Annotated in this window: 15 protein-coding genes; 12 read left to right on the top strand and 3 right to left on the bottom strand. The window is 68.0% G+C overall.

All coding sequences use genetic code 11. From position 1 onward, the window contains the following. The 4 genes from B5F85_RS04240 to B5F85_RS04225 all read left to right on the top strand — a co-directional run bounded on the left by B5F85_RS04240 (window position 1) and on the right by B5F85_RS04225 (window position 4,887). Window positions 1–1,101, top strand: coding sequence for a substrate-binding domain-containing protein (locus tag B5F85_RS04240; RefSeq protein ID WP_087314699.1), 1,101 nt, complete (start codon window positions 1–3; stop codon window positions 1,099–1,101). Between the two features lie 126 nt (window positions 1,102–1,227). Continuing rightward, a complete protein-coding gene (locus B5F85_RS04235; protein WP_087314697.1) occupies window positions 1,228–2,043 on the top strand; it encodes a glucosamine-6-phosphate isomerase in 816 nt (271 codons plus the stop codon). 11 nt (window positions 2,044–2,054) lie between these two features. Continuing rightward, window positions 2,055–3,215, top strand: coding sequence for an N-acetylglucosamine-6-phosphate deacetylase (nagA, locus tag B5F85_RS04230; protein WP_087314695.1), 1,161 nt, complete (start codon window positions 2,055–2,057; stop codon window positions 3,213–3,215). Window positions 3,216–3,537: 322 nt separating this feature from the next. After that, the gene (locus B5F85_RS04225) at window positions 3,538–4,887 is read left to right on the top strand and encodes an alpha-amylase family glycosyl hydrolase (RefSeq protein WP_087314693.1); all 1,350 of its coding nucleotides are present in this window, start codon (window positions 3,538–3,540) and stop codon (window positions 4,885–4,887) included. A 139-nt stretch (window positions 4,888–5,026) separates the two neighbouring features. Here the strand turns inward: B5F85_RS04225 and pyk are convergent, their stop codons facing one another. Together pyk and B5F85_RS04215 are read right to left on the bottom strand one after the other, a co-directional pair. Next, window positions 5,027–6,475, bottom strand: a complete 1,449-nt coding sequence (pyk, locus tag B5F85_RS04220) for a pyruvate kinase (protein WP_087314691.1) — start codon at window positions 6,473–6,475, stop codon at window positions 5,027–5,029. A gap of 46 nt (window positions 6,476–6,521) precedes the next feature. Then, a complete protein-coding gene (locus B5F85_RS04215) occupies window positions 6,522–7,523 on the bottom strand; it encodes a 2-hydroxyacid dehydrogenase (RefSeq protein WP_087314689.1) in 1,002 nt (333 codons plus the stop codon). Window positions 7,524–7,901: 378 nt separating this feature from the next. Here B5F85_RS04215 and B5F85_RS04210 point away from each other — a divergent pair, with 378 nt between their 5' ends. Both B5F85_RS04210 and B5F85_RS04205 read left to right on the top strand, forming a co-directional pair. Then, complete coding sequence (locus B5F85_RS04210) at window positions 7,902–10,589, top strand: cation-translocating P-type ATPase (protein WP_087314687.1); 2,688 nt, start codon at window positions 7,902–7,904, stop codon at window positions 10,587–10,589. A 395-nt stretch (window positions 10,590–10,984) separates the two neighbouring features. Then, window positions 10,985–11,911 carry a hypothetical protein gene (locus B5F85_RS04205; RefSeq protein ID WP_087314685.1) on the top strand — a complete coding sequence of 309 codons (927 nt, stop codon included), beginning with the start codon at window positions 10,985–10,987 and terminating at the stop codon, window positions 11,909–11,911. 50 nt (window positions 11,912–11,961) lie between these two features. On the opposite strand, the gene B5F85_RS04200 is transcribed toward B5F85_RS04205, so the two are convergent. Continuing rightward, a complete protein-coding gene (locus B5F85_RS04200; RefSeq protein ID WP_087314683.1) occupies window positions 11,962–13,269 on the bottom strand; it encodes a GntP family permease in 1,308 nt (435 codons plus the stop codon). A gap of 181 nt (window positions 13,270–13,450) precedes the next feature. On the opposite strand from B5F85_RS04200, the gene rsgA reads away from it, so the two are divergent. From rsgA to B5F85_RS04170, 6 genes are all read left to right on the top strand, one after another. After that, window positions 13,451–14,611, top strand: a complete 1,161-nt coding sequence (gene rsgA, locus B5F85_RS04195) for a GTPase RsgA (RefSeq protein WP_239386680.1) — start codon at window positions 13,451–13,453, stop codon at window positions 14,609–14,611. 247 nt (window positions 14,612–14,858) lie between these two features. Beyond that, on the top strand, window positions 14,859–15,569 hold the full coding sequence (locus B5F85_RS04190; RefSeq protein WP_087314679.1) for an SAF domain-containing protein: 711 nt from the start codon (window positions 14,859–14,861) through the stop codon (window positions 15,567–15,569). Further along, on the top strand, window positions 15,566–16,798 hold the full coding sequence (locus tag B5F85_RS04185) for a hypothetical protein (protein WP_087314677.1): 1,233 nt from the start codon (window positions 15,566–15,568) through the stop codon (window positions 16,796–16,798). The genes B5F85_RS04190 and B5F85_RS04185 overlap by 4 nt, the downstream gene beginning before the upstream one ends. Then, on the top strand, window positions 16,799–18,121 hold the full coding sequence (locus tag B5F85_RS04180) for a CpaF family protein (protein ID WP_087314675.1): 1,323 nt from the start codon (window positions 16,799–16,801) through the stop codon (window positions 18,119–18,121). Further along, window positions 18,100–19,041 (top strand): type II secretion system F family protein, encoded by a 942-nt coding sequence (locus tag B5F85_RS04175; RefSeq protein ID WP_087314673.1) that lies wholly within the window; start codon window positions 18,100–18,102, stop codon window positions 19,039–19,041. The genes B5F85_RS04180 and B5F85_RS04175 overlap by 22 nt, the downstream gene beginning before the upstream one ends. Next, the gene (locus tag B5F85_RS04170) at window positions 19,041–19,685 is read left to right on the top strand and encodes a type II secretion system F family protein (RefSeq protein ID WP_087314671.1); all 645 of its coding nucleotides are present in this window, start codon (window positions 19,041–19,043) and stop codon (window positions 19,683–19,685) included. Before B5F85_RS04175 ends, B5F85_RS04170 begins: the two co-directional genes overlap by 1 nt. Window positions 19,686–19,695 lie beyond the last annotated feature (10 nt).

The raw sequence follows: 19,695 nt of genomic DNA, 5'->3' as shown, positions 1-19,695 counted from the left end.
ATGAAGAAGATCGACATGAACCAGCTCAGCCGCCGCTCCTTCCTCAAGGTCGCCGGCGCCGCCGGCGTCGTGGGCTCCGGCATGATGCTCGCCGGCTGCGACAACGGCACCCAGGAGCCCGAGACTGACGACACCGCCGACGACACCGCCGACGAGGAGCCGGCCGGCACCGAGTACGAGCCCGTCACCGTCCACGTGGCCTTCATGCCCAACCTGGGCTCCGCCGCCACGCTCTTCTCGGCCATCGACCAGGGCTACTTCGAGGAGGTCGGCATCACCGTCGAGACCGAGCAGTTCCAGGCCGGCCCCGCCGAGATCACGGCCATGCAGTCCGGCTCCGTGGACATCTCCCAGATCGGCCACGGCGCGCACTCCCTGTGCATCCAGGGCCAGGCCAAGATCTTCGCCTTCGACCAGCTCTCCCAGGCCGACTGCGTCGTCGCCAACAAGTCCCACGGCATCGAGACCGGCGCCGACCTCGCCGGCAAGACGGTGGGCGTTGCCTCCGGCACCTCCTCCGAGATCATCCTCCAGTACGTCCTCCAGGACGCCGGCCTCACCGTCGACGACATCAACACCGTCGAGATGGACGTCTCCGGCATGACGACGGCCCTCATCGCCGGCCAGATCGACGCCGCCGCCACCTGGTCGCCCAACACCGTCACCCTCGAGCAGCAGCTCGGCGACGACTACCTCGTCCTCGGCACCAACACCGACTACTCCGACGAGGTCGCCTTCCCCGGCTCCTACGTCGTCCTGCCCGAGTACGCCGAGGCCAACCACGACGTCCTCGTGCGCTTTGGCGCCGCTCTGGACAAGGGCAAGGTCTATCGCGCCGAGAACATCGACGCCGTGGCCAAGCTGCTTGCCTCCGAGCTCGGCGTTCCCGAGGACACGCTCCTTCAGTCCACGGGCGAGGGCGACTGGCAGGGCGCCGTCGACGCCATCGGCAACACCGACACGATCGTCGGCTACTACGAGGCCCAGCAGAAGGTCTTCCTGGACGGCGGCCAGATCGAGGCCGAGGTGCCCGTCGAGGACTACGTCCTGACCGACGTCATCACCGAGTCCGACGAGCTCTACGAGACGACCCTCAAGTAGCGCTCGCGCGCACAGCAGTTTTCTGAGGGCGCTCGACGCCCCCGAAAAGACGGCCTCTCCGCAGCAGGGTGACCCTCCCCATCCGCGCGGGGAGGCCGCCTCTCTTATGCGAGACAAGGAGCAAGCATGGAGTACTATCACATCTCGGCCGAGGACCTGGGCCAGGGCGCCCGCGTGCCGCTCGTCTGCGCCGGTGACTCCGCCGAGGTCTTCTTCGACCTCGCCCTTGAGATGGTGAGCACCATCCGCGAGCACAACGCCCGTGGCGAGAAGACCGTGTTCATCTGCCCGGTGGGCCCCGTCGGCCACTATCCCTACTTCGTGAAGATGGTCAACGACCAGCGCATCTCCCTCAAGGACTGCTGGTTCATCAACATGGACGAGTATCTGGACGACAACGACGAGTGGATCAGCGCCGACGACCCGCTCTCCTTCCGCGGCTTCATGGCCAAAACCGTCTACGACAAGATCGACCCCGAGCTCGTGATGCCCGAGGAGCAGCGCGTCTTCCCCGACCCGCACGATCTTGGCCACATCGGTCGCGTGATCGACGAGCTCGGCGGCGTGGACATCGCCTTCGGCGGCATCGGCATCACGGGGCACCTCGCCTTCAACGAGCCGCAGCCCGAGCTCACCTGCGAGGAGTTTGCCGCGCTCGAGACCCGCACCCTCGACATCCACCCCGAGACCCGTGCCACCAACTGCGTGGGCGACCTCGGCGGCGCCCTCGAGGACATGCCGCACCGCTGCGTGACCATCGGCATGCGCGAGATCCTGGGCGCCCGCAAGGTGCGCCTCGGCGTCTTCCGCGACTGGCACCGCGGCGTCGTGCGCCGCGCGGCCTACGGCGAGCCCACCGCCGCCTTCCCGGCGACGCTGCTCCAGAGCCATCCCGACGCCAAGATCTACGTCAACGACGTCGCCCGCCAGCAGGCCTACTAGGGAGGCGCCCCATGCTTTCCAGCTGCTACATCACGGGTGCGCGCGTCCTGTCCAAGGGCGAGCTCGCGCGCCTGAACGTCACCGTCGAGGACGGCGTCGTCACGGGCCTCTCCTCGGCCTATGACAACGAGAAGGGCCTGCCGGTCATCGACGCGAGCGGGCTTCTCGCCCTGCCCGGCTTCATCGACGTGCACACCCACGGCGCCGCCGGCTTCGACGTGAACGCCGCCGATGTCGAGGGCCTGCGCACCATCGGTCGCTTCTTCGCCTCCCAGGGCACCACGGGCTGGCTCTGCTCCATCCTCACGGACACGCCGGAGCAGACGCTCTGGTGCATCGAGCAGGCGCGCCAGGTCATCGAGGGCGGCCCCTACGACGGCGCCGCGCTTCTCGGCATCCACCTGGAGGGGCCGTGCCTCTCGAGCGAGTACAAGGGCGCCATGCCCGAGCACCTGCTCATGCACGAGGCGTCCGTCGACCTCTTCCGCCGGTACCAGGAGGCCGCGGGCGGGCACATCCTCTATACCACGCTCGCGCCTGAGGTCCCCGGCGTGCCCGAGCTCATCCCGCAGCTCGAGGCCCTGGGCATCACCTCCGCCATCGGCCACAGCGGCGCTGGCTACGACCTCTCCTGGGCGTGCGTGAACGCGGGCGCCAAGTCCGCCACGCACGTGGGCAACGCGATGCGCCTCTTCCACCAGCACGAGCCCGCGATCTTTGGCGTGGCGCTCGAGAGCGACCTCTACGCGGAGACGATCTGCGACGGCCGTCACCTCGTCCCGGGCACGGTGCGCCTCTACGTCAAAGTCAAGGGCTGGGACAAGATCTTGGGCATCACGGACTCGATCATGGCCGCTGGCCTGCCCGACGGCAACTACAAGCTCGGCGTCAACGACGTGGTGGTCGAGGACGGCGACGCCAAGCTCGCCACCACGGGGGTTCGTGCCGGCTCCACGCTCACGCAGGCCACCGCGCTGCGCAACTTCATGAAGTTCACGGGCGCCCCGGTGGAGCTGGCCGCCAAGCCGCTCTCCGAGAACCCGGCGCGCCTCTTCGGCTGGGCCGACCGCGGCCGTATCGCCGTGGGCGCCCGCGCCGACCTCGTGCTCATGGACGATGCCTACGACGTGGTCCGCACGATCGTGGGCGGCCGCACCGTCTACGAGCGCTGACGCTCGCTTCCGGCGTCCCCTTTCCCGAGGGCGGTCCCGCTGGGGCCGCCCTTTTCCTGCCGCGCGTCCTTCGCGGCCGCAGCGCGAGGGTGTGTGCACCCCCGCCTGAGGGTATGTACACCCCTCCGAGCCACCCGTTCTTCTCGCCAGCTTATCTACCTGCGCGTTTGCAACCAACCCAAAACCGGCGGGTGTACATACCCTCAAGAGGCGGTGTACATACCCTGCCACGCGGCCGTCTGCCGCTGACCCACCGCAAAAATAGGCGAGCGGGAGGCGGCTAGAATGTTGGAGGTCCGCTGTCTTTGAGAGGAGCTCCCGCATGAGTTGGTACGAGCCGTCCTTTGTCTATCAGGTGTATCCGCTGGGCCTCACCGGCGCCCCGCATGAGAACGACGGCGTTCTCGAGCACCGCATCCTGCAGCTTATTGACAACGGCTGGATCGACCACATGGCCCGGCTCGGCGTCACGTGCCTGCTGCTCAACCCCGTCTTCGAGTCCGATGCGCACGGCTATGACACGCGCGACTACACCAAGGTCGACTGCCGCCTGGGCACGGGCGAGGACCTGCGCCGCGTGGTGGACGCCTGTCACGATGCCGGCATCAAGGTTCTGCTGGACGGCGTGTTCAACCACGTGGGGCGCGGCTTCTGGGCGTTCCAGGACGTGCTCGCCCGCCGCGGCGAGAGCCCCTATGCCGGCTGGTTCGAGATCGACTTCAACGGCAACAACTGCTTCAACGACGGTCTCTCCTACAGCTGCTGGGAGGGTGCCCAGAACCTCGTGAAGCTCAACCACTGGAACGGCGAGCTCAACGACTACCTGGCGGACGTCATCCGCGGCTGGGTGCGCGAGTTTGACATCGACGGCCTGCGCCTGGACGTGGCCTACTGCCTTGACCAGGGGTTCCTGCGCTTCCTGCGCAACCTCGCCAACCAGATCGGCAGCGAGCGCGGCGAGAAGTTCCCGCTGGTGGGCGAGACCATGTTCGGCGACTACAACCAGTGGATGGGCGACGACCTCTGCGACTCGGTCACCAACTACGAGGCCTACAAGGGCCTCTGGTCGTCGATGAACGCCGCCAACATGCACGAGATCGCCTACGCGCTGGAGCGCCAGAGCGGCAGCCAGCCGTGGGACCTCTACACCGGCCGCCACATGCTCGACTTCGTGGACAACCACGACGTGCCGCGCATCGCCACCAAGCTCACCGACAAGAACCAGCTGGTCCCGCTCTACGGCCTGCTCTTTGCGATGAGCGGCGTGCCGGCCGTCTACTACGGCTCCGAGTGGGGGATCGAGGGCGAGCAGCTTCCCGGCGACCACGAGCTGCGACCGGCGCTCGACGCGCCCGAGTGGGGCGCGCTCACTGACTGGGTCGCGGCGATCGCGCGCGCCCGCGAGGACTCGACGGCCCTTGTCTGGGGCGACTACGCGCAGCTCCAGTGCCAGCCCCAGCAGCTGGTGTTCCAGCGTACCTACGCAGGCGGCGAGCACGGGACCTACGAGCGCGTGATCGTGGCGATCAACGCGAGCGGCGAGCCGGCGACGGTGCACTTCGACGCCCAATGCGGCCGCGCGGTCGACCTCATCACCGGCGAGGAGCACGACTTCGGCGGCGGCTCCGAGCTCAAGCCCTACTCGGCGTACTACTGGCGCTGCGAGCGGTAGGGGGCGTCCCAACCAAACCCTGCGGTAAGGGACTCGTCGACAGCAAGAGGCCCCGGGAAGTTCCCGAAAGGCGTTTCTCGAAGAGCACGCCTGGAGGGAACTTCCCGGGGCCTCAGCCGTTGCGGGAGAAATGGCCCGCCTACTGCACCTGGGCCACCATCGCCATGTTGGTGGAGGTGGTGTAGTCGCCCATGCGCGGCGAGGTCTGCGGGTCGCCGGCGGTGATGACCACGATGTCACCGGTGTCGACGAGGTTGTTGAGCTTGGCGGTGGTCAGCGCGTTGTAGAGCGTGCTGGAGAGTGACCCCTGCTCGGTGGTGCGGTACGCGTAGACGCCCCAGTAGAAGCAGGTGCGACGGATGGTCTGCTCGTTGGGGGAGGTGGCGAACAGCGGCACCCGCGGGCGGAAGGTCGAGATGAGGCGCGCGGAGCGGCCGGAGTTGGTGGGGGCGAGGATGCACTTGGCGCCCACGCGGTCGGCCATCTCGAGCGCCGCGAAGCCGGTCGCGCCGCTCACGTTGCGCATGCCGCCGCGCTCGTGGTACTCCTTGCGCTCGGGCAGGTACTTCTCGGTCTCCTTGCAGATGTCGGACATGGTCTTGACGGCCTCGATCGGGTACTTGCCGGCAGCGGTCTCGCCGGAGAGCATGACGCAGTCGGTGCCGTCGTAGACGGCGTTGGCGACGTCGGTGATCTCGGCGCGCGTGGGGCGCGGGTTGCGCTGCATGGAGTCGAGCATCTGCGTGGCGGTGATGACGGGCTTGTAGTGCTCGTTGCACTTGCGGATGATGGTCTTCTGGATGTGCGGGACCTGCGCGGCGGGAACCTCGACGCCGAGGTCGCCGCGGGCGACCATGCAGCCGTCGGCCGCGTGCAGGATCTCGTCGAAGTTCTTGACGCCCAGGGCGCTCTCGATCTTGGGGAAGATGAGGACGTTGGGGGTGCCCATCTCGATGCAGATCTTGCGGATCTCCTGAACGGCCTCGCCGTCGCGGATGAAGGAGGCGGCGATGGCGTCGATGCCGAGCTCGCAGCCAAACATGATGTCCGCGCGGTCCTGCGGCGTGACGGAGGGGAGGTTGATGTTGAGGTTGGGGAAGTTGACGCCCTTGCGCTCGCCGAGCTCGCCGCCGTTGTTGATCTTGCAGGTGATGTCGTTGCCCTCGACGCTCACGACCTCGAGGCCGATGAGGCCGTCGTCGATGAGGATGACCGTGCCCTCCTCGACCTCGTTCGGGAGGTTCTTGTAGTCGAGCGAGAAGCGCTCGGCGGTGCCCACGACGTCGTCGTCGGTGGTGATGACGCAGGTGCCGCCGGTCTCGAGGGTGACCTTCTTGCCGCCCTCGAGAAGCCCGGTGCGGACCTCGGGGCCCTTGGTGTCGAGCATGATGGCAACGGGGATGGCGAGCTCGCGGGAGAGGGCGCGGACCCGCTCGATGTTCTTGCGGTGGTACTCGTGGCTACCATGGGAGAAGTTGAAGCGCGCGACGTTCATGCCGTGCAGGATGAGCTGACGCAGCACCTCCTCGTCCTCGACGGCGGGACCCATCGTGCAGACGATCTTGGTCTTCTTCTTGTTGAATGCCATCTGTGCCCTTTCTTCGAGAGGCGATTCTTACCGCGCCGCTGCCGTGCTAGCAGACGACGCTGCGGTCAACAAAGTCAGTGCCGTTGGCGAAGGCCTTGGCGTTGTCGAGGGTGACGCGGGCGATCTCACCGAGGGCCTCGTGGGTGAAGAAGGCCTGGTGGCTCGTCATGACGACGTTGGGGAAGGAGCAGAGGCGCGCGGTGACGGAGTCGATGACCTGGCCGGCGCGGTTCTGGTAGACGTTGGGGCCCTCCTCGTCGTAGACGTCGATGCCCGCGGCGCCGATCTTGCCGGAGAGGATGCCGCGGATGAGGGCCTGCGTGTCCACGAGCCCGCCGCGGCCGGTGTTCACAAAGATCACGCCGTCCTTCATCTTGGCGATGGACTCGTCGTTGATCATGTGACGGCTCTCGTCGTTGAGGAAGGCGTGCAGCGAGATGAGGTCGGAGCGGCGGTAGAGCTCGTCGTAGTCCACGTACTCGTCGACGACGCCCTCGTCCACGAGCCCCTGGTTGGGATAGAGGTCCGAGCCCAGGACCTTCATGCCAAAGCCCTTGCAGATGCGGCAGAGGGCGGCGCCGATGCGGCCGGTGCCGATGATGCCGGCGGTCTTGCCGTGCAGGGTGTTGCCCACCAGGCCGTCGAGCGAGAAGTCGTTCTCGCGGACGCGGATGTAGCCCTTGCAGATGCGGCGGTTGGCCGCCAGTGCGAGGGCCATGGCGTGCTCGGCGATGGCCTCGGGGGAGTAGGCGGGGACGCGCGTGACCTTGATGCCCAGGTCCTTGGCCACGGCCACGTTGACGGCGTCGAAGCCGGCGCAGCGCATGAGCAGCAGCTTCACGCCAAACCCGGCAAGGATCTCGAGCGTCATGGCGCCGCAGTCGGCGTTGACGAAGGCGCAGACCGCATCGTAGCCGCGGGCGAGGGCGGCGGTCATGGGCGTGAGGTTGGTCTCGGTGAAGTCGATCTTGATCTCGGGGTAGTCGGTCAGCTCCGTGGTGAACGAAGCCCTGTCGTAGCTGGCGGTTCCGTAGAAAAGAATGTTCATCGCAAGAAGTCCCTTCTGTGTGCGTAAGGCGCACGCGCGGCGATAGTCTATCGGCCCCAAGTTTAGCGCACGCAAGGGTGGCGTAAGTGATCGCCCGCCGATTCCAGCTTGATTTTGAAATCGGTCTCAGGCGTACGGCGAGACGGGCGCGGCGAGGTCGGCGACGTCGCATGGTCGCGGCGACATCGATAGACGTTCACCAAAACCGCTCAACTGGTCAAAGGGACAATGAAATGTAAGCCCAGCGTCGGGTAGAATAGCCCTCGTGTTTTTATCCATGCGTCCGGCATGGCAGCCTTGATGGGCCCTTGCCCCTTCCTGGGGAATTATGATCGGGCATCAATCTGCCGGGCGCCTATTTCCCAGGAGGGGAACTGAATGAAGGAGTACTTGGTACCTACCGACGAGGTGCTGAGCGAGCTGTCCTCTGACGAGGAGAGCGGTCTCAGCTCGGGCGAGGCTTCTTCTCGCCTGGCCCAATACGGGCCCAACGAGCTCGAGAAGGAGGAGAAGACCCCGCTCTGGAAGCGCTTCTTCGAGCAGATGGCCGACCCGATGGTCATCATGCTCATCGTGGCGGCCGCCATCTCGGCGATCACCGGCACCATCCAGGGCGAGTCCGAGTGGGCCGACGTCATCATCATTATGGCCGTCGTCATCATCAACTCCGTGCTCGGCGTGGTCCAGGAGGCAAAGTCCGAGCAGGCCCTCGAGGCCCTGCAGCAGATGAGCGCGGCCCAGTCCAAGGTCATCCGCGACGGCAAGCTGACCCACCTGCCCTCCGCCGACCTCGTGCCCGGCGACATCGTCCTTCTCGAGGCCGGCGACTCCGTGCCCGCGGACTGCCGCGTCCTGGAGAGCGCCTCGATGAAGATCGAGGAGGCCGCCCTCACCGGCGAGTCCGTGCCCGTGGAGAAGCACGTCGAGCCGATCGCGCTCGACGCCGGCACTGATGACGTGCCCCTGGGCGACCGCAAGAACATGTGCTACATGGGCTCCACCGTGGTCTACGGCCGCGGCCGCGCCGTCGTCGCCGCAACCGGCATGAAGACCGAGATGGGCAAGATCGCCGACGCCCTCACCACCGCCAAGAAGGAGCTCACGCCGCTCCAGATCAAGCTCAACGAGCTCTCCGGCATCCTCACCAAGCTGGTGCTCGCGATCTGCGTGATCATCTTCGCCGTCGACCTCATCCGCCACGGCGGCGAGCTCGGCTCCAACCCCGAGATGATCCTCGACACCTTCATGGTCGCCGTGTCGCTCGCCGTCGCCGCCATCCCCGAGGGCCTCGTGGCCGTGGTCACGATCGTGCTCTCCATGGGCGTCACCAAGATGTCCAAGCGCCAGGCCATCATCCGCAAGATGACCGCCGTCGAGACGCTCGGCTGCACCCAGATCATCTGCTCGGACAAGACGGGCACCCTCACGCAGAACAAGATGACCGTCACCAAGCACGAGGTCGAGGGTCCCGACGAGCTGCACGTGCGCGCCATGGCCCTGTGCTCCGACGCCAAGTGGGACGCCGAGAAGGGCGAGGCCGTGGGCGAGCCCACCGAGTGCGCCCTGGTCAACGATGCCGCCAAGCTCGGCTTCTACGAGAACGGCAACGCCGATCGCTACGAGCGCGTGGGCGAGGCCCCGTTTGACTCCGGCCGCAAGATGATGTCCGTCGTGGTGAAGACCCCCGAGGGCACCTTCGAGCAGTACACCAAGGGCGGCCCCGACGTGGTGCTCGGCCGCTGCACCCAGGTCATGAACGCCGACGGCACCGTCGAGACCCTGACCGACGCCCGCCGCGAGAAGATCATGACCGCCAACAAGGACATGGCCAACCAGGCGCTGCGCGTGCTCGCCTCCGCCGTGCGCATGCACAAGGCGCTGCCCGCCGACTGCAGCCCCGAGGCGCTCGAGCACGACCTCGTCTTCGTAGGCCTCTCCGGCATGATCGACCCCGAGCGTCCTGAGGTCGCCCCGGCCATCGCCGAGGCCAAGGAGGCCGGCATCCGCCCGGTCATGATCACCGGCGACCACATCGACACCGCCGTGGCCATCGCCAAGAACCTCGGCATCTGCAAGGATGCCTCCGAGGCCATCACGGGCGCCCAGCTCGACAAGATCTCCGACGAGGACTTCAAGGAGAAGGTCACCGAGTACAGCGTCTACGCCCGCGTCCAGCCCGAGCACAAGGCCCGCATCGTCGACGCCTGGAAGAGCCGCGACAAGATCGTGGCCATGACCGGCGACGGCGTGAACGACGCCCCGTCCATCAAGCGCGCCGACATCGGCGTGGGCATGGGCATCACCGGCACCGACGTCACCAAGAACGTGGCCGACATGGTCCTTGCCGACGACAACTTCGCCACCATCATCAACGCGGTGGAGGAGGGCCGCAGGATCTACGACAACATCCGCAAGGTCATCCAGTTCCTGCTCTCCGCCAACATCGCCGAGGTGCTCTCGGTCTTTGTGGCCACGCTCGTGGGCTTCACGATCTTCCAGCCGGTCCAGCTGCTCTGGATCAACCTCATCACGGACTGCTTCCCGGCGCTGGCGCTCGGCATGGAGGAGGCCGAGGGCGACATCATGAAGCGCAAGCCGCGCAAGGCCTCTGACGGCGTCTTCGCGGGCGGCATGGGCGTCGACATCCTCTTCCAGGGCATCGTCATCACCATCCTGGTCCTGGCCTCGTTCTTCGTGGGCGTCTACCTCGACATGGGCTACATCAACATCGCCGACATGATCGCGGGCACCGCCGACGAGGAGGGCGTCACCATGGCGTTCATCACCCTCTCGATGGTCGAGATCTTCCATTGCTTCAACATGCGCAGCCGCCGCGCGTCGCTGTTCTCCATGAAGAAGCAGAACAAGTGGCTGTGGGGCGCCGCGATCCTGGCCCTCATCCTCACTGTCATCGTGGTCGAGGTCCCGTTCCTGGCCGAGATGTTCGGCTTCATGGAGCTGCCGATGGAGGCGCTCGCCGCCGCCCTCGGCCTGGCCTTCCTGATCATCCCGATCATGGAGGTCTACAAGGCCGTCATGCGCTCCATCGAGAAGAACCAGGACTAGCGGTCCTTCTCGACATACGTGCGTCCACGGGGACGGGGCTTTGGCCCCGCCCCCGTTTTTTCGCGGCTCGATGCCCTTCTCGGCGCGGCTGTTCTGGGCTGATCGGTTGCCTACTTCAAAACCAGTAGGTAACTGCATTCAAAAGGGGTTCTTCTCCGATTATGGGCCCGTTACCTACTGGTTTTGAAGTAGGTAATTCTTTCCGTCTTTGGCCTAAGGTCGACTCAATGTCTCATGATCGGGCTGTGGTAGAGTGTCTGGCACGGCGACCCCCATCGCTTGCGAGCGAAGGGGGTCGTATGCCGGTAGTCATCTCTCACAACTCCGCCCTGGAGCTCTTGCGTGCCGTTCCGCCGCAGGTGAGGGCCTATCCTCGCGTAAGCGAGGCTCTGGACATGGGACTCATCTCGACAGACTCCCGGGAGCTTCGTCGTCTCGACCTGAGTGAGTTTGGCATTCGTCGCGTTCCGGTCCACGTTCTTGCCGCCAAGGGAGTGCGCGCCATCCAGTCCGAGGCCTTCGAAACGCATAACTTTGGACTGCCGGTCATGCCGGAGGGGCTGCTGCTGGAGCTCGCGCCGGACGTCTATGCGGCCGGTCCGGAGCTTTGCTTCGTGCAGATGGCGCGGGGCTTCTCTCTGGTGGGTGCCGTCGTCCTTGGCTGTGAGCTGTGCGGGCGCTACTCCCACTTCTCCGAGATGGTCTCAGGTTACTACGAGCGTCCGCCGCTCACGTCCGTCGAGAAGATCGGTGAGGTCGTGGACGCGCTCTCGGGGCTCTACGGGCTCAGCCGGGCGCGCGAGGCGCTGCGCTGGGTGTGCGACGCCGCGCGCTCCCCGATGGAGACGGTGCTGACGGGAGAGCTCTTTTTGCCCGGGCGCCACCGGGGGCTCGCCTTCGTGCGGCCGGAGCTCAACTACGTGGTTCCGCTCGACGACGCCGCGGCGGCGGTGACGGGCACGAGGAGCTGCTCGATCGACATCGCCTGGCCGGCCGTGCGGCGCGGGGCGGAGTATGACAGCCTCGAGTTTCACCTCGATCCCGAGAAGGACCTGCGCCGCAAGGAGGCGCTCGAGCACATGGGCTGGACGATAAACACCATCAAGCTAGACCAGATGTCAGACCACGCGGAGCTCATGAGGGCCGTGGCGCTCTTCGAGGACGAGATCCCCCGCCAGCCGGGAGGCCCGGCCCCGGCGGAGCAGGTCGCCGAGCTGCATCAGCGGCTGCTCAAGGCCACGCGGTGCGGCGTTGGGCTCGAGCGGGCCCTCTTTGGCGTGCCCGTGTCGCACGGCGCGGTGAAGCTGCACGTCAGGGGTTGAGACGGCTCTCCGTTCTTGTCCTCTGGGGAGGACAAGAACGCCGAGCCGCCCTACACCACGCCAACGAGGCCGAGGGCCATGCCCAGAAGCGACACGGCGATCGGCAGCAACGCGCAGGAGACCAGCACGTAGCGGTACGTGTCCCTCACCTCGGTGTGGGCGGCCTGGTTGGCGGCGACCATGGCCGAGGTGTGGGGCAGAAGCGTGGCGGGGCCCACGGATGCCATGCAGAGGACGCGGTGCATCATCGCGGGGTCGAGCCCGGTCGCCAGCAGCGTCTGCGCCATGCTGCCAAGGTAGATGTTGAGCGCCCCGATGGCCGAGCCCGTGATGCCGGCGATGGCAAAGATCGTGATGAAGCCCTGCCACAGCGGGCTCAGGCTCGTGGACATGAGCGCCGCGACGATGCCCTGGTAGGCGGGGGAGTCCACGACCACCCCACCAAAGCCCATGATGGCCGCCACGGAGACGAGCGACCCCAGGCCGCTCGCGCACGCCTCCCCGACGGCGCGCCTCATGCCGGGGACGCGCCGGCGGAAGAGCGCACACGCGGCAAGGACCGCCGCCGTCATCGAGACGACCACCGCGTCCGTGGCTCCCATGCCGGCGGTCTGCAGAGCAAACACCAAGATGACGAGAAGAACGATGGGGGCAAAGCACGCCCAGATCGGCGGGGTGTCGGCGTCGTCCGGGCGGGAGAGCGTCTCCCCGGGGCTCGGGACGAAGTGTTCGCCGCGCGCCCGGCACCGTCCGATCTCCCACTGCAGGTAGACGTAGGACGCGGCGAACATCACCACGGAACAGATGACGCCGAGAAGCGCCCCGGCGTAGGCGTCGGTTCCGAGGAAGCTCGCGGGGATGAGGTTTTGCGTGGAGGGGATGCCCGGCATCATGACCATGCCGAGCGTGGCGGGACAGACCATGATCGCGGCGACGATGAGCTTCTTGGGGATGTCCGCGCGCTCGAAGAGCTCGGCCGCGATGGGGTAGACCGAAAACGCGATGATGAAGGCGCTGATGCCGCCATAGGAGAGCACGAGGCCCGTGACCATGATGACGAGCAGCGCGTGGCGCTCGCCCGCGAGGCGCAGCATGCTTGCCGCTATGCCCGCCGAGGCCCCGGAGTCCCCCATGATGCGCCCAAAGATAGAGCCCAGGGCAAAGAGGAGAAACCAGCTGCCCACGAAGGCGGACATGTCGCCCAGATAGCTCACGTTGATGCTCTCGAGCGGATCCATGCCGTTCGCGAGGATGACGATCAGCGACGCCGCAACCGAGACGATGGCCATGTGCCAGCCGCGCCAGACGAGCAGCACGATTGCGACGACGGCGAGCAAAAGTCCGATGGTGCCGATCATGGGGGCTCCGTTCCTGCGGCGACGTGACATGCCTGAGTATGACGGGCGGCGACCGCCTGCGCCGGAGCGTGACGCACTGGCAACAATCCCCGCTGCGGCCATGCGCCACGGCTATACTTGCGGAGACAAAAGACGCAACGGAAAGGGTGTCGTGGCCAAGCGATCATCCAAGAAAAGGCGCGTGCGGAGCGCCGACGGGACTCAGGGGAGCCTTCCTGCGCTCTCCACGCTGACGGAGCTGCCCTCCTTTGACGAGCTCTCGCCGAGCGAGGGCCAGCGCGCGGCGTATGTCGGGGCCTGCGAGCGGGCGGTCGAGGCAGGTGCCGATAAGGACGAGCTGGTCATGGGCTGCGTCGTGCGCCTCGACCGCGGCTATCCCGCCGTGCTCGCGGCGGACGCCACCTTCCGGGCGGAGTTCTCGACGCGGCTCACCAAGGACGGCCTGCGCGGCCGCGCGGACTCCCGCGCGGCGGTGGGCGACTGGGTGTGCGCCCGCAGGCCTCACGGGCACGACATGGGCCTCATCGAGGAGATCCTCCCGCGCGAGAGCGACATCGCCCGCTGGCGCGGGGGCGCCCGCGGAGAGCGTCAGACGCTCGCGGCCAACGTCGGCCTTGTGCTCGTGGTCCAGCAGCTCGGCGAGCGACCGGTGTCGTGCGACCGCATCGCCCGCTCGGCGGTCATCGCGCGCGACTGCGGGTCGGACGTCGCGGTGGTGCTCACCAAGGCCGACCGCGCCTCGGACGAGACGCTCGAGAAGGACGTGGCGGCGGTGCGCGACGTCCTGGGGGAGGGATGCGGGATCGCGCTCACCTCCTCGACGGCGGACGGGGCGCAGGCTCGTCGGGTGGGCGTCTGCGCGGCCCGGCTCGAAGTGCCCTGGGGCACGGACGCCGTGAGGGAGCTCGTGCCGCGTGGGACGGTGGCGATCGTGCTGGGCGAGTCGGGGGCGGGCAAGTCCACGCTGCTCAACGCCCTTCTCGGACGCGACGTGCTCGAGACGGGCGCGGTGCGGGCGAGCGATGACGCCGGCCGGCACACGACGGTGGCCCGGCGCATGGTCTCGCTGCCGGGAGGCGGGGTCATCGTCGACGAGCCGGGGCTTCGGAGCCTTCCGATCGTCGGCCACGAGCGCGGCCTCGCGAAGGTCTTCCCGGAGATTGCCGAGGCGGCGCGCGAGTGCCGCTTCAGGGACTGCACCCACACGCATGAGCCGGGATGCGGCGTGCGCGCCGGCGAGCGGGAGGGGCGCTTCTCGTCCCGTCGGCTCGAGTGCTACGTCTCTTTGGCGGCGGAGATGCGCGAAAGCGCCCTTTCTCTCGACCCTGATGTGGTCATATAAAATATAGAATCAGATTACCTGCGGATTCACAGGTTCTCCTCAGCGTGAAACGTCGAATGTTTCACGCTCATTCACTTATGTCAAGTTGCTGAGCGGCCCGAACGGCCGTTATGTCAGCGTGCGGTCAGCTCCCCGTCGGCGTCGTGTCGAGGTTTCTCGCGAGCTTGCCGTCCCCCGGCTCCGGCGGGCGGAGAATCCCCTCACGCGCCGCGCTTGCGGCGCAGGCGCGAGGAAGGGGGTCTGTTCGATGACGCGTCGCTTCAGGTTGGCGATCTCAGGTTCGTGCGCGGTTCTCGCCATGATGCTCTGCGCGCTGTACGGCCAGCACGTCCAGGAGGAGGCCGACCGCGTGAGGGCCGAGGCCCTCGAGCGCTACGGCGGCGAGGTCGTGAGCCTCGTGGTTGCCCCCGAGGGGCTCGAGGCGGGCGAGGTCGTGGACGGCAGAAACGTCACGGAGCGCGACTGGCTCGCCGACCTTGCTCCCGAGGGGGCGGTGGTTGGCCTTGACGAGGTCATGGGTGCCGAGGTGACGATTCCCGCCGCCGCGGGCGCGCCTCTTACGGATCTCAACTTCCGCGACGACGAGGACGCCATCGAGGTCCCGTCCGGCCGCGTCGCGCTGTCCCTTCCGGTCACCGAGAGCCTGGGGCTTCCCCCGTCCGCGACGGAGGGAACGACGCTCGTCGCCTATCGGGTGAGCGACACGGGCGTGGGACTGGTGAGCGCGGATCTGGTGGTGCTGCGCGCGCTGGGAGAGCAGACGGGGATCGGGTCTCGGGGCAGCGTCACGGTGGCGGTGACGCCCGAGGCGGTGGCGAGCGTCCTCTCGTCGAGCGCGGACGGAAGCCTGCGGCTCGCCCTTCCCGCAGATGATGCGGAGGGGCTCGCGGAGGGCTCGGGCATCGCGCCCACGTCGGTCATGCCCGAGGAGACGACGGATGAGGAGGGGAGCTCATGAGCGAGTGGGTGGCCTTGTGCGCGGAGCGCGACCGCGCCGCCCTGCGCGCCGCGCTGCTCGGCGTCGACCCGGGGGCGTCTCTCGAGCTCGTGGGGTCGGCCGATGCGCTGCGCGGGGCGATTGCCGAGGCGGTGCCGGGTGAGCTCTGCGCCCTCGTGGGCCCGTCGGCAGACGGCGTCTCTCCCGTGAATCTCGCGGCCGCCATCGTGAGCGACGGGGGCGCGCGGACCGTTGCCCTGGCGGAGCGGGGCGTCACGGGCTCCCTGCGCTCCCGCGCCGCGCGGGCGGGCATCGACCTCGTCATCGACCTTGACGCGGCAATCGGGACCGGCGATGGGGGTCGCCCGGTCAGCCCGGTCGTCCCTGCGCCCCCGCCCCGTCCCGTGGCCATCGATGTGGCGGGGCCGCGCGCCCCGCTGGTGGTCATGTGCTCGGGGCGCGGGGGCGTCGGGAAGACGTCGATCGTGGCGACGGCCGCGGCCCACGCGGCGCTGTGGGGGCTGGACGTCTGCGCCGTCGATCTCGACCTCGCCTGCGGGAACCTCTTTTCCTGCTTCGGTCTTTCCGGGGGCAGCGACCTCTCTCGGCTTTCCGCGGTCGGCTCGATCTCGCCCGAGGTGGCAGAGGGCATGAGGGTCACCGCGCATCCCGGCCTGAGCGTCGTGGGCCCCTGCGACCGACCAGAGACGTCCGAGCTCGCTGCGGCGAGGGCGGGGGAGCTTCTCTCGGCGCTTGCGACCTCGTGCGACCTCCTGCTCGTGGACACCTCTCCGACCTTCACCGATGCCGTGGCCCAGGCAGCGCAGCTCGCAGACCGTCTCGTGATCGTCTCGGACGGCGGGCCGGGGGCAACGGCGGCGCTGGCGAGGACGAGCGGGCTGGCGGTGCGCCTCGGCGTCGCGCGCACCAGGATCGCCCGGATCGAGAATCGGGCGAACCCGCGCGAGCACGCGGACCTCTCGACCGGGCGAGCGGAGGTGGGGCTCGAGACCGCACGGGTGTTCCGCACCTTTGAGGGCGGGCTCGAGACCGAGGACCTTCTCGCGTCCGGCCGGGCGATCGACCTGGCGGAGTCGGGCTCGCCGTTTTCCGACTCGGTGGCGTCGGCGCTCGCGCAGATGCTCGCGGAGCTCGGGCGACTCCCGGACGCGGAGGGGGCGAGAAGGGCGGCCGGAGGCGAGCCCCGATGGCATCGGGGGCTGTTTGGATTGCGAAGGGAGGCGAGGTAGATGTCTGTTCTCGAGCGGGTCCGGGAGATCGAGGCGCAGCGAGGCCCCGAGGAGCGGGGACCCGCCGACCTGAGGGAAACGCGGGAGCGGCTCAAGGCGGCGCTGGTCGAGCGTGTGGGGCTCTCCGTGATCGCCGGGATGCTCTCGAGCGAGCGCTCCGGCCAGGTTCGCGACGAGCTTGCGGTTGCCCTCGAGACCATCCTCAACACCCAGGGATTCGAGGGGCTGCTCCCCAACGAGCGCTCGACGCTCGTCTCGCAGGTTCTTGACGAGGTGTGCGGCCTCGGCCCCATCCAGCGGCTGCTGGAGGACGAGGAGATTACCGAGGTGATGATCAACGGGTGCAAGGCGCTCTTCTACGAGCGCGGGGGAGAGCTGCACCCCGCCGAGACGGTCTTTGACTCCCCCGAGCAGATCATGATCGTCATGGACCGCATCCTCGCCCCGCTTGGGCGGCGTCTCGACAGGTCGAGCCCGCTCGTGAGCGCACGTCTCGCCAACGGCGACCGTGTGAACGCCGTGGCGGCGCCCATCGCTATCGACGGGCCGGCGGTCACGATACGGAAGTTCTCGGCGCGAGCCTGGTCCCTCGAGCGGCTCGTCGAGCTCGGGTCCATTCCCCGCTGGTTCGCGACGCTGCTCTCCTGGGCGGTTCGCGCCCGGCGCTCGATTGCGGTCGCGGGAGGCACGGGGTCCGGAAAGACGACCCTGCTCAACGCCCTCTCGTGCGAGATTCCCCTCGGCGAGCGGATCGTCACGATCGAGGACTCAGCGGAGCTGCGCTTTGACGCCCATCCCAACGTCGTGCGCCTCGAGGCGCGCGGGACCTCGATCGAGGGCTCAGGCGAGGTCACGATCAGGGACCTCGTGAAGAACGCCCTGAGGATGCGCCCGGACCGGATCGTGGTCGGCGAGGTGCGCGGCGGGGAGTGCATCGACATGCTCAACGCGCTCAACACGGGGCATGATGGGTCGCTGACGACCCTGCACGCGGGCAGCGCGGAGGAGGCGGTCCTGCGGCTCATCCTCATGGCGCGCTTTGGCATGGACCTGCCCACGGATCTCATCGAGGAGCAGATCGCGACGGCGATCGACCTCGTCGTGGTGACGAGGCGTCTCGCGGGCGGCCGGCGCGTGGTGACGTCGCTCTCCGAGGTCTCCCGTGGCGCGGGAGGGGAGGCGGTGCTCGACGAGTGCGTCACGTTCGACGCGTCGGAGGGTACGTGGTCGATGGGCCACGAGCCGGGGTTCGTCGCCTCGGCGGTCTTGGACGGCGTGCTGGAGGAGGGGGAGGTGCGGCGATGGAGGTCCTGCTTCCGATGAGCGTTGGCCTGGCTGCCTTCGCCGGGCTTTCCGTGCTGCTGGCCACCGGGACGGGTGACGTCCTGCGCTCAGGGGGCCGCATGGCGTTTCTCGTCGCGCGCCGGGCGTCTCGCGTCGTCCGTCGAGTGGCGGGGACGAGGCCCGTCGCGGCGCTGCTCGGGACGGAGCTTGGCCGCCGCATGGCGCGCGAGGCTCAGGCGCAGGGGTTTCTCGCCTCGCTTGGTCTGGGTGGGGCGGAGGCCCTCGCCGCCCTTCTCATGGGCATTGGGCTGGCCTCCGCGGCGTCATCCGTGCTGTTTCTCACGCCGCTGGCGTTTCCCGTCGTCGCCTGCGCCCTGTGCGCGCTCGTGGTTGCCCGGGATGCCGCGCGCCGGCAGCGCATGCGTCGGGAGGTGCTCGCCGAGATGCCGGGGATCTATCGGACGCTCGCCGTTGCCATGGGGTCGGGGCAGACGCTCTCCCAGGCGGTGGATTACGTGGGGTCGCACGAGCGTGGGCCCGCCTCGGGCGTGTTCGCGCGCATGTCCTTGCGTCTGAGGTGCGGAGTGGCGACGGAGGAGGCCGTCGCGAGCCTTGCGGAGGAGCTCGACGTCCCCGGCGCGCGCCTGCTCGCGGCTGCGCTCGTCATCTCGCATCGGACGGGAAGTCCCCTGAGGGACCTGCTGCTTCGCTCCGCGCGCCTCGCCGAGCGCCAAGAGGAGTTCGAGCGCATGCTCGTGGTCAAGACGGCGCAGGTCAGGCTCTCGGTCAGGATCGTGTGCCTGCTTCCGGTGGTGATGGTCGGGGTGCTCTCCCTCGTGTCCCCCGACTTCCAGCAGGGCCTGTTCACGCCCTCAGGCGCCGGGTGCGTCCTTCTGGCCATGGTGCTTGACGGAGCGGCACTGCTGCTGATCAGAAGGCTCATTCGGGGGGTGATGTGATGGGGCCCGAGGGACTTGCGCTGACGCTTTGCGTCGCGGCGCTGACGGCGCTGTCGTGCTATCTCGCGCTCGGAGGTCCGCTGCACCTGCGTCGGGAGTCGCTCGGGACGACGCGGATCTCCCGGCTCGCGGACCTGGCGCTGGACCTTCCCGTCGTGCGCAGGGCTCGCGAGGCGGAGGCACGATCGCAGCGCAGGGAGGCGTGCCTCTCTGAGCTACCGGTTCTTCTCGACATCGTGACGCTGGGGCTTTCGGCGGGGCTCTCCTTTGACTCGTCCCTCGAGCTGTACTGCGAGCAGTACAAAAACGCGCTCTCGGAGGCCTTTGGGGAGGCGATGCTCAGCTGGCGCATCGGGGCGAGGACGCGAGAGGACGCGCTCGCTCGCCTCGCGGACGAGCTGGGGATCGGCGCGCTGCGGCGCTTTGCGTCGGTCGTCGCCGAGGCGCTCTCGTTTGGCGCCCCGCTCGCCGGCGCTCTCGAGCGGCAGGCCCATGCCGTTCGCGAGGAGCAGCGCTCTAGGGTCGAGGAGCAGATCGAGAAGGTGCCGGTCAAGATGCTCGTCCCTCTGGGGACGCTCATCGTCCCGGCGATGTTTCTGGCGATTCTGGGCCCGCTTCTGGGCTCGGCGCTGGTGGTTGGTTAGGAGGTCGCAT

The sequence above is a fragment of the Olsenella sp. An293 genome, assembly GCF_002159495.1.
In the GTDB taxonomy this organism is placed as follows: domain Bacteria; phylum Actinomycetota; class Coriobacteriia; order Coriobacteriales; family Atopobiaceae; genus Thermophilibacter.
Note: the sequence above shows the minus strand (reverse complement) of the source record. Positions and strands in the feature narration are given on the sequence as shown.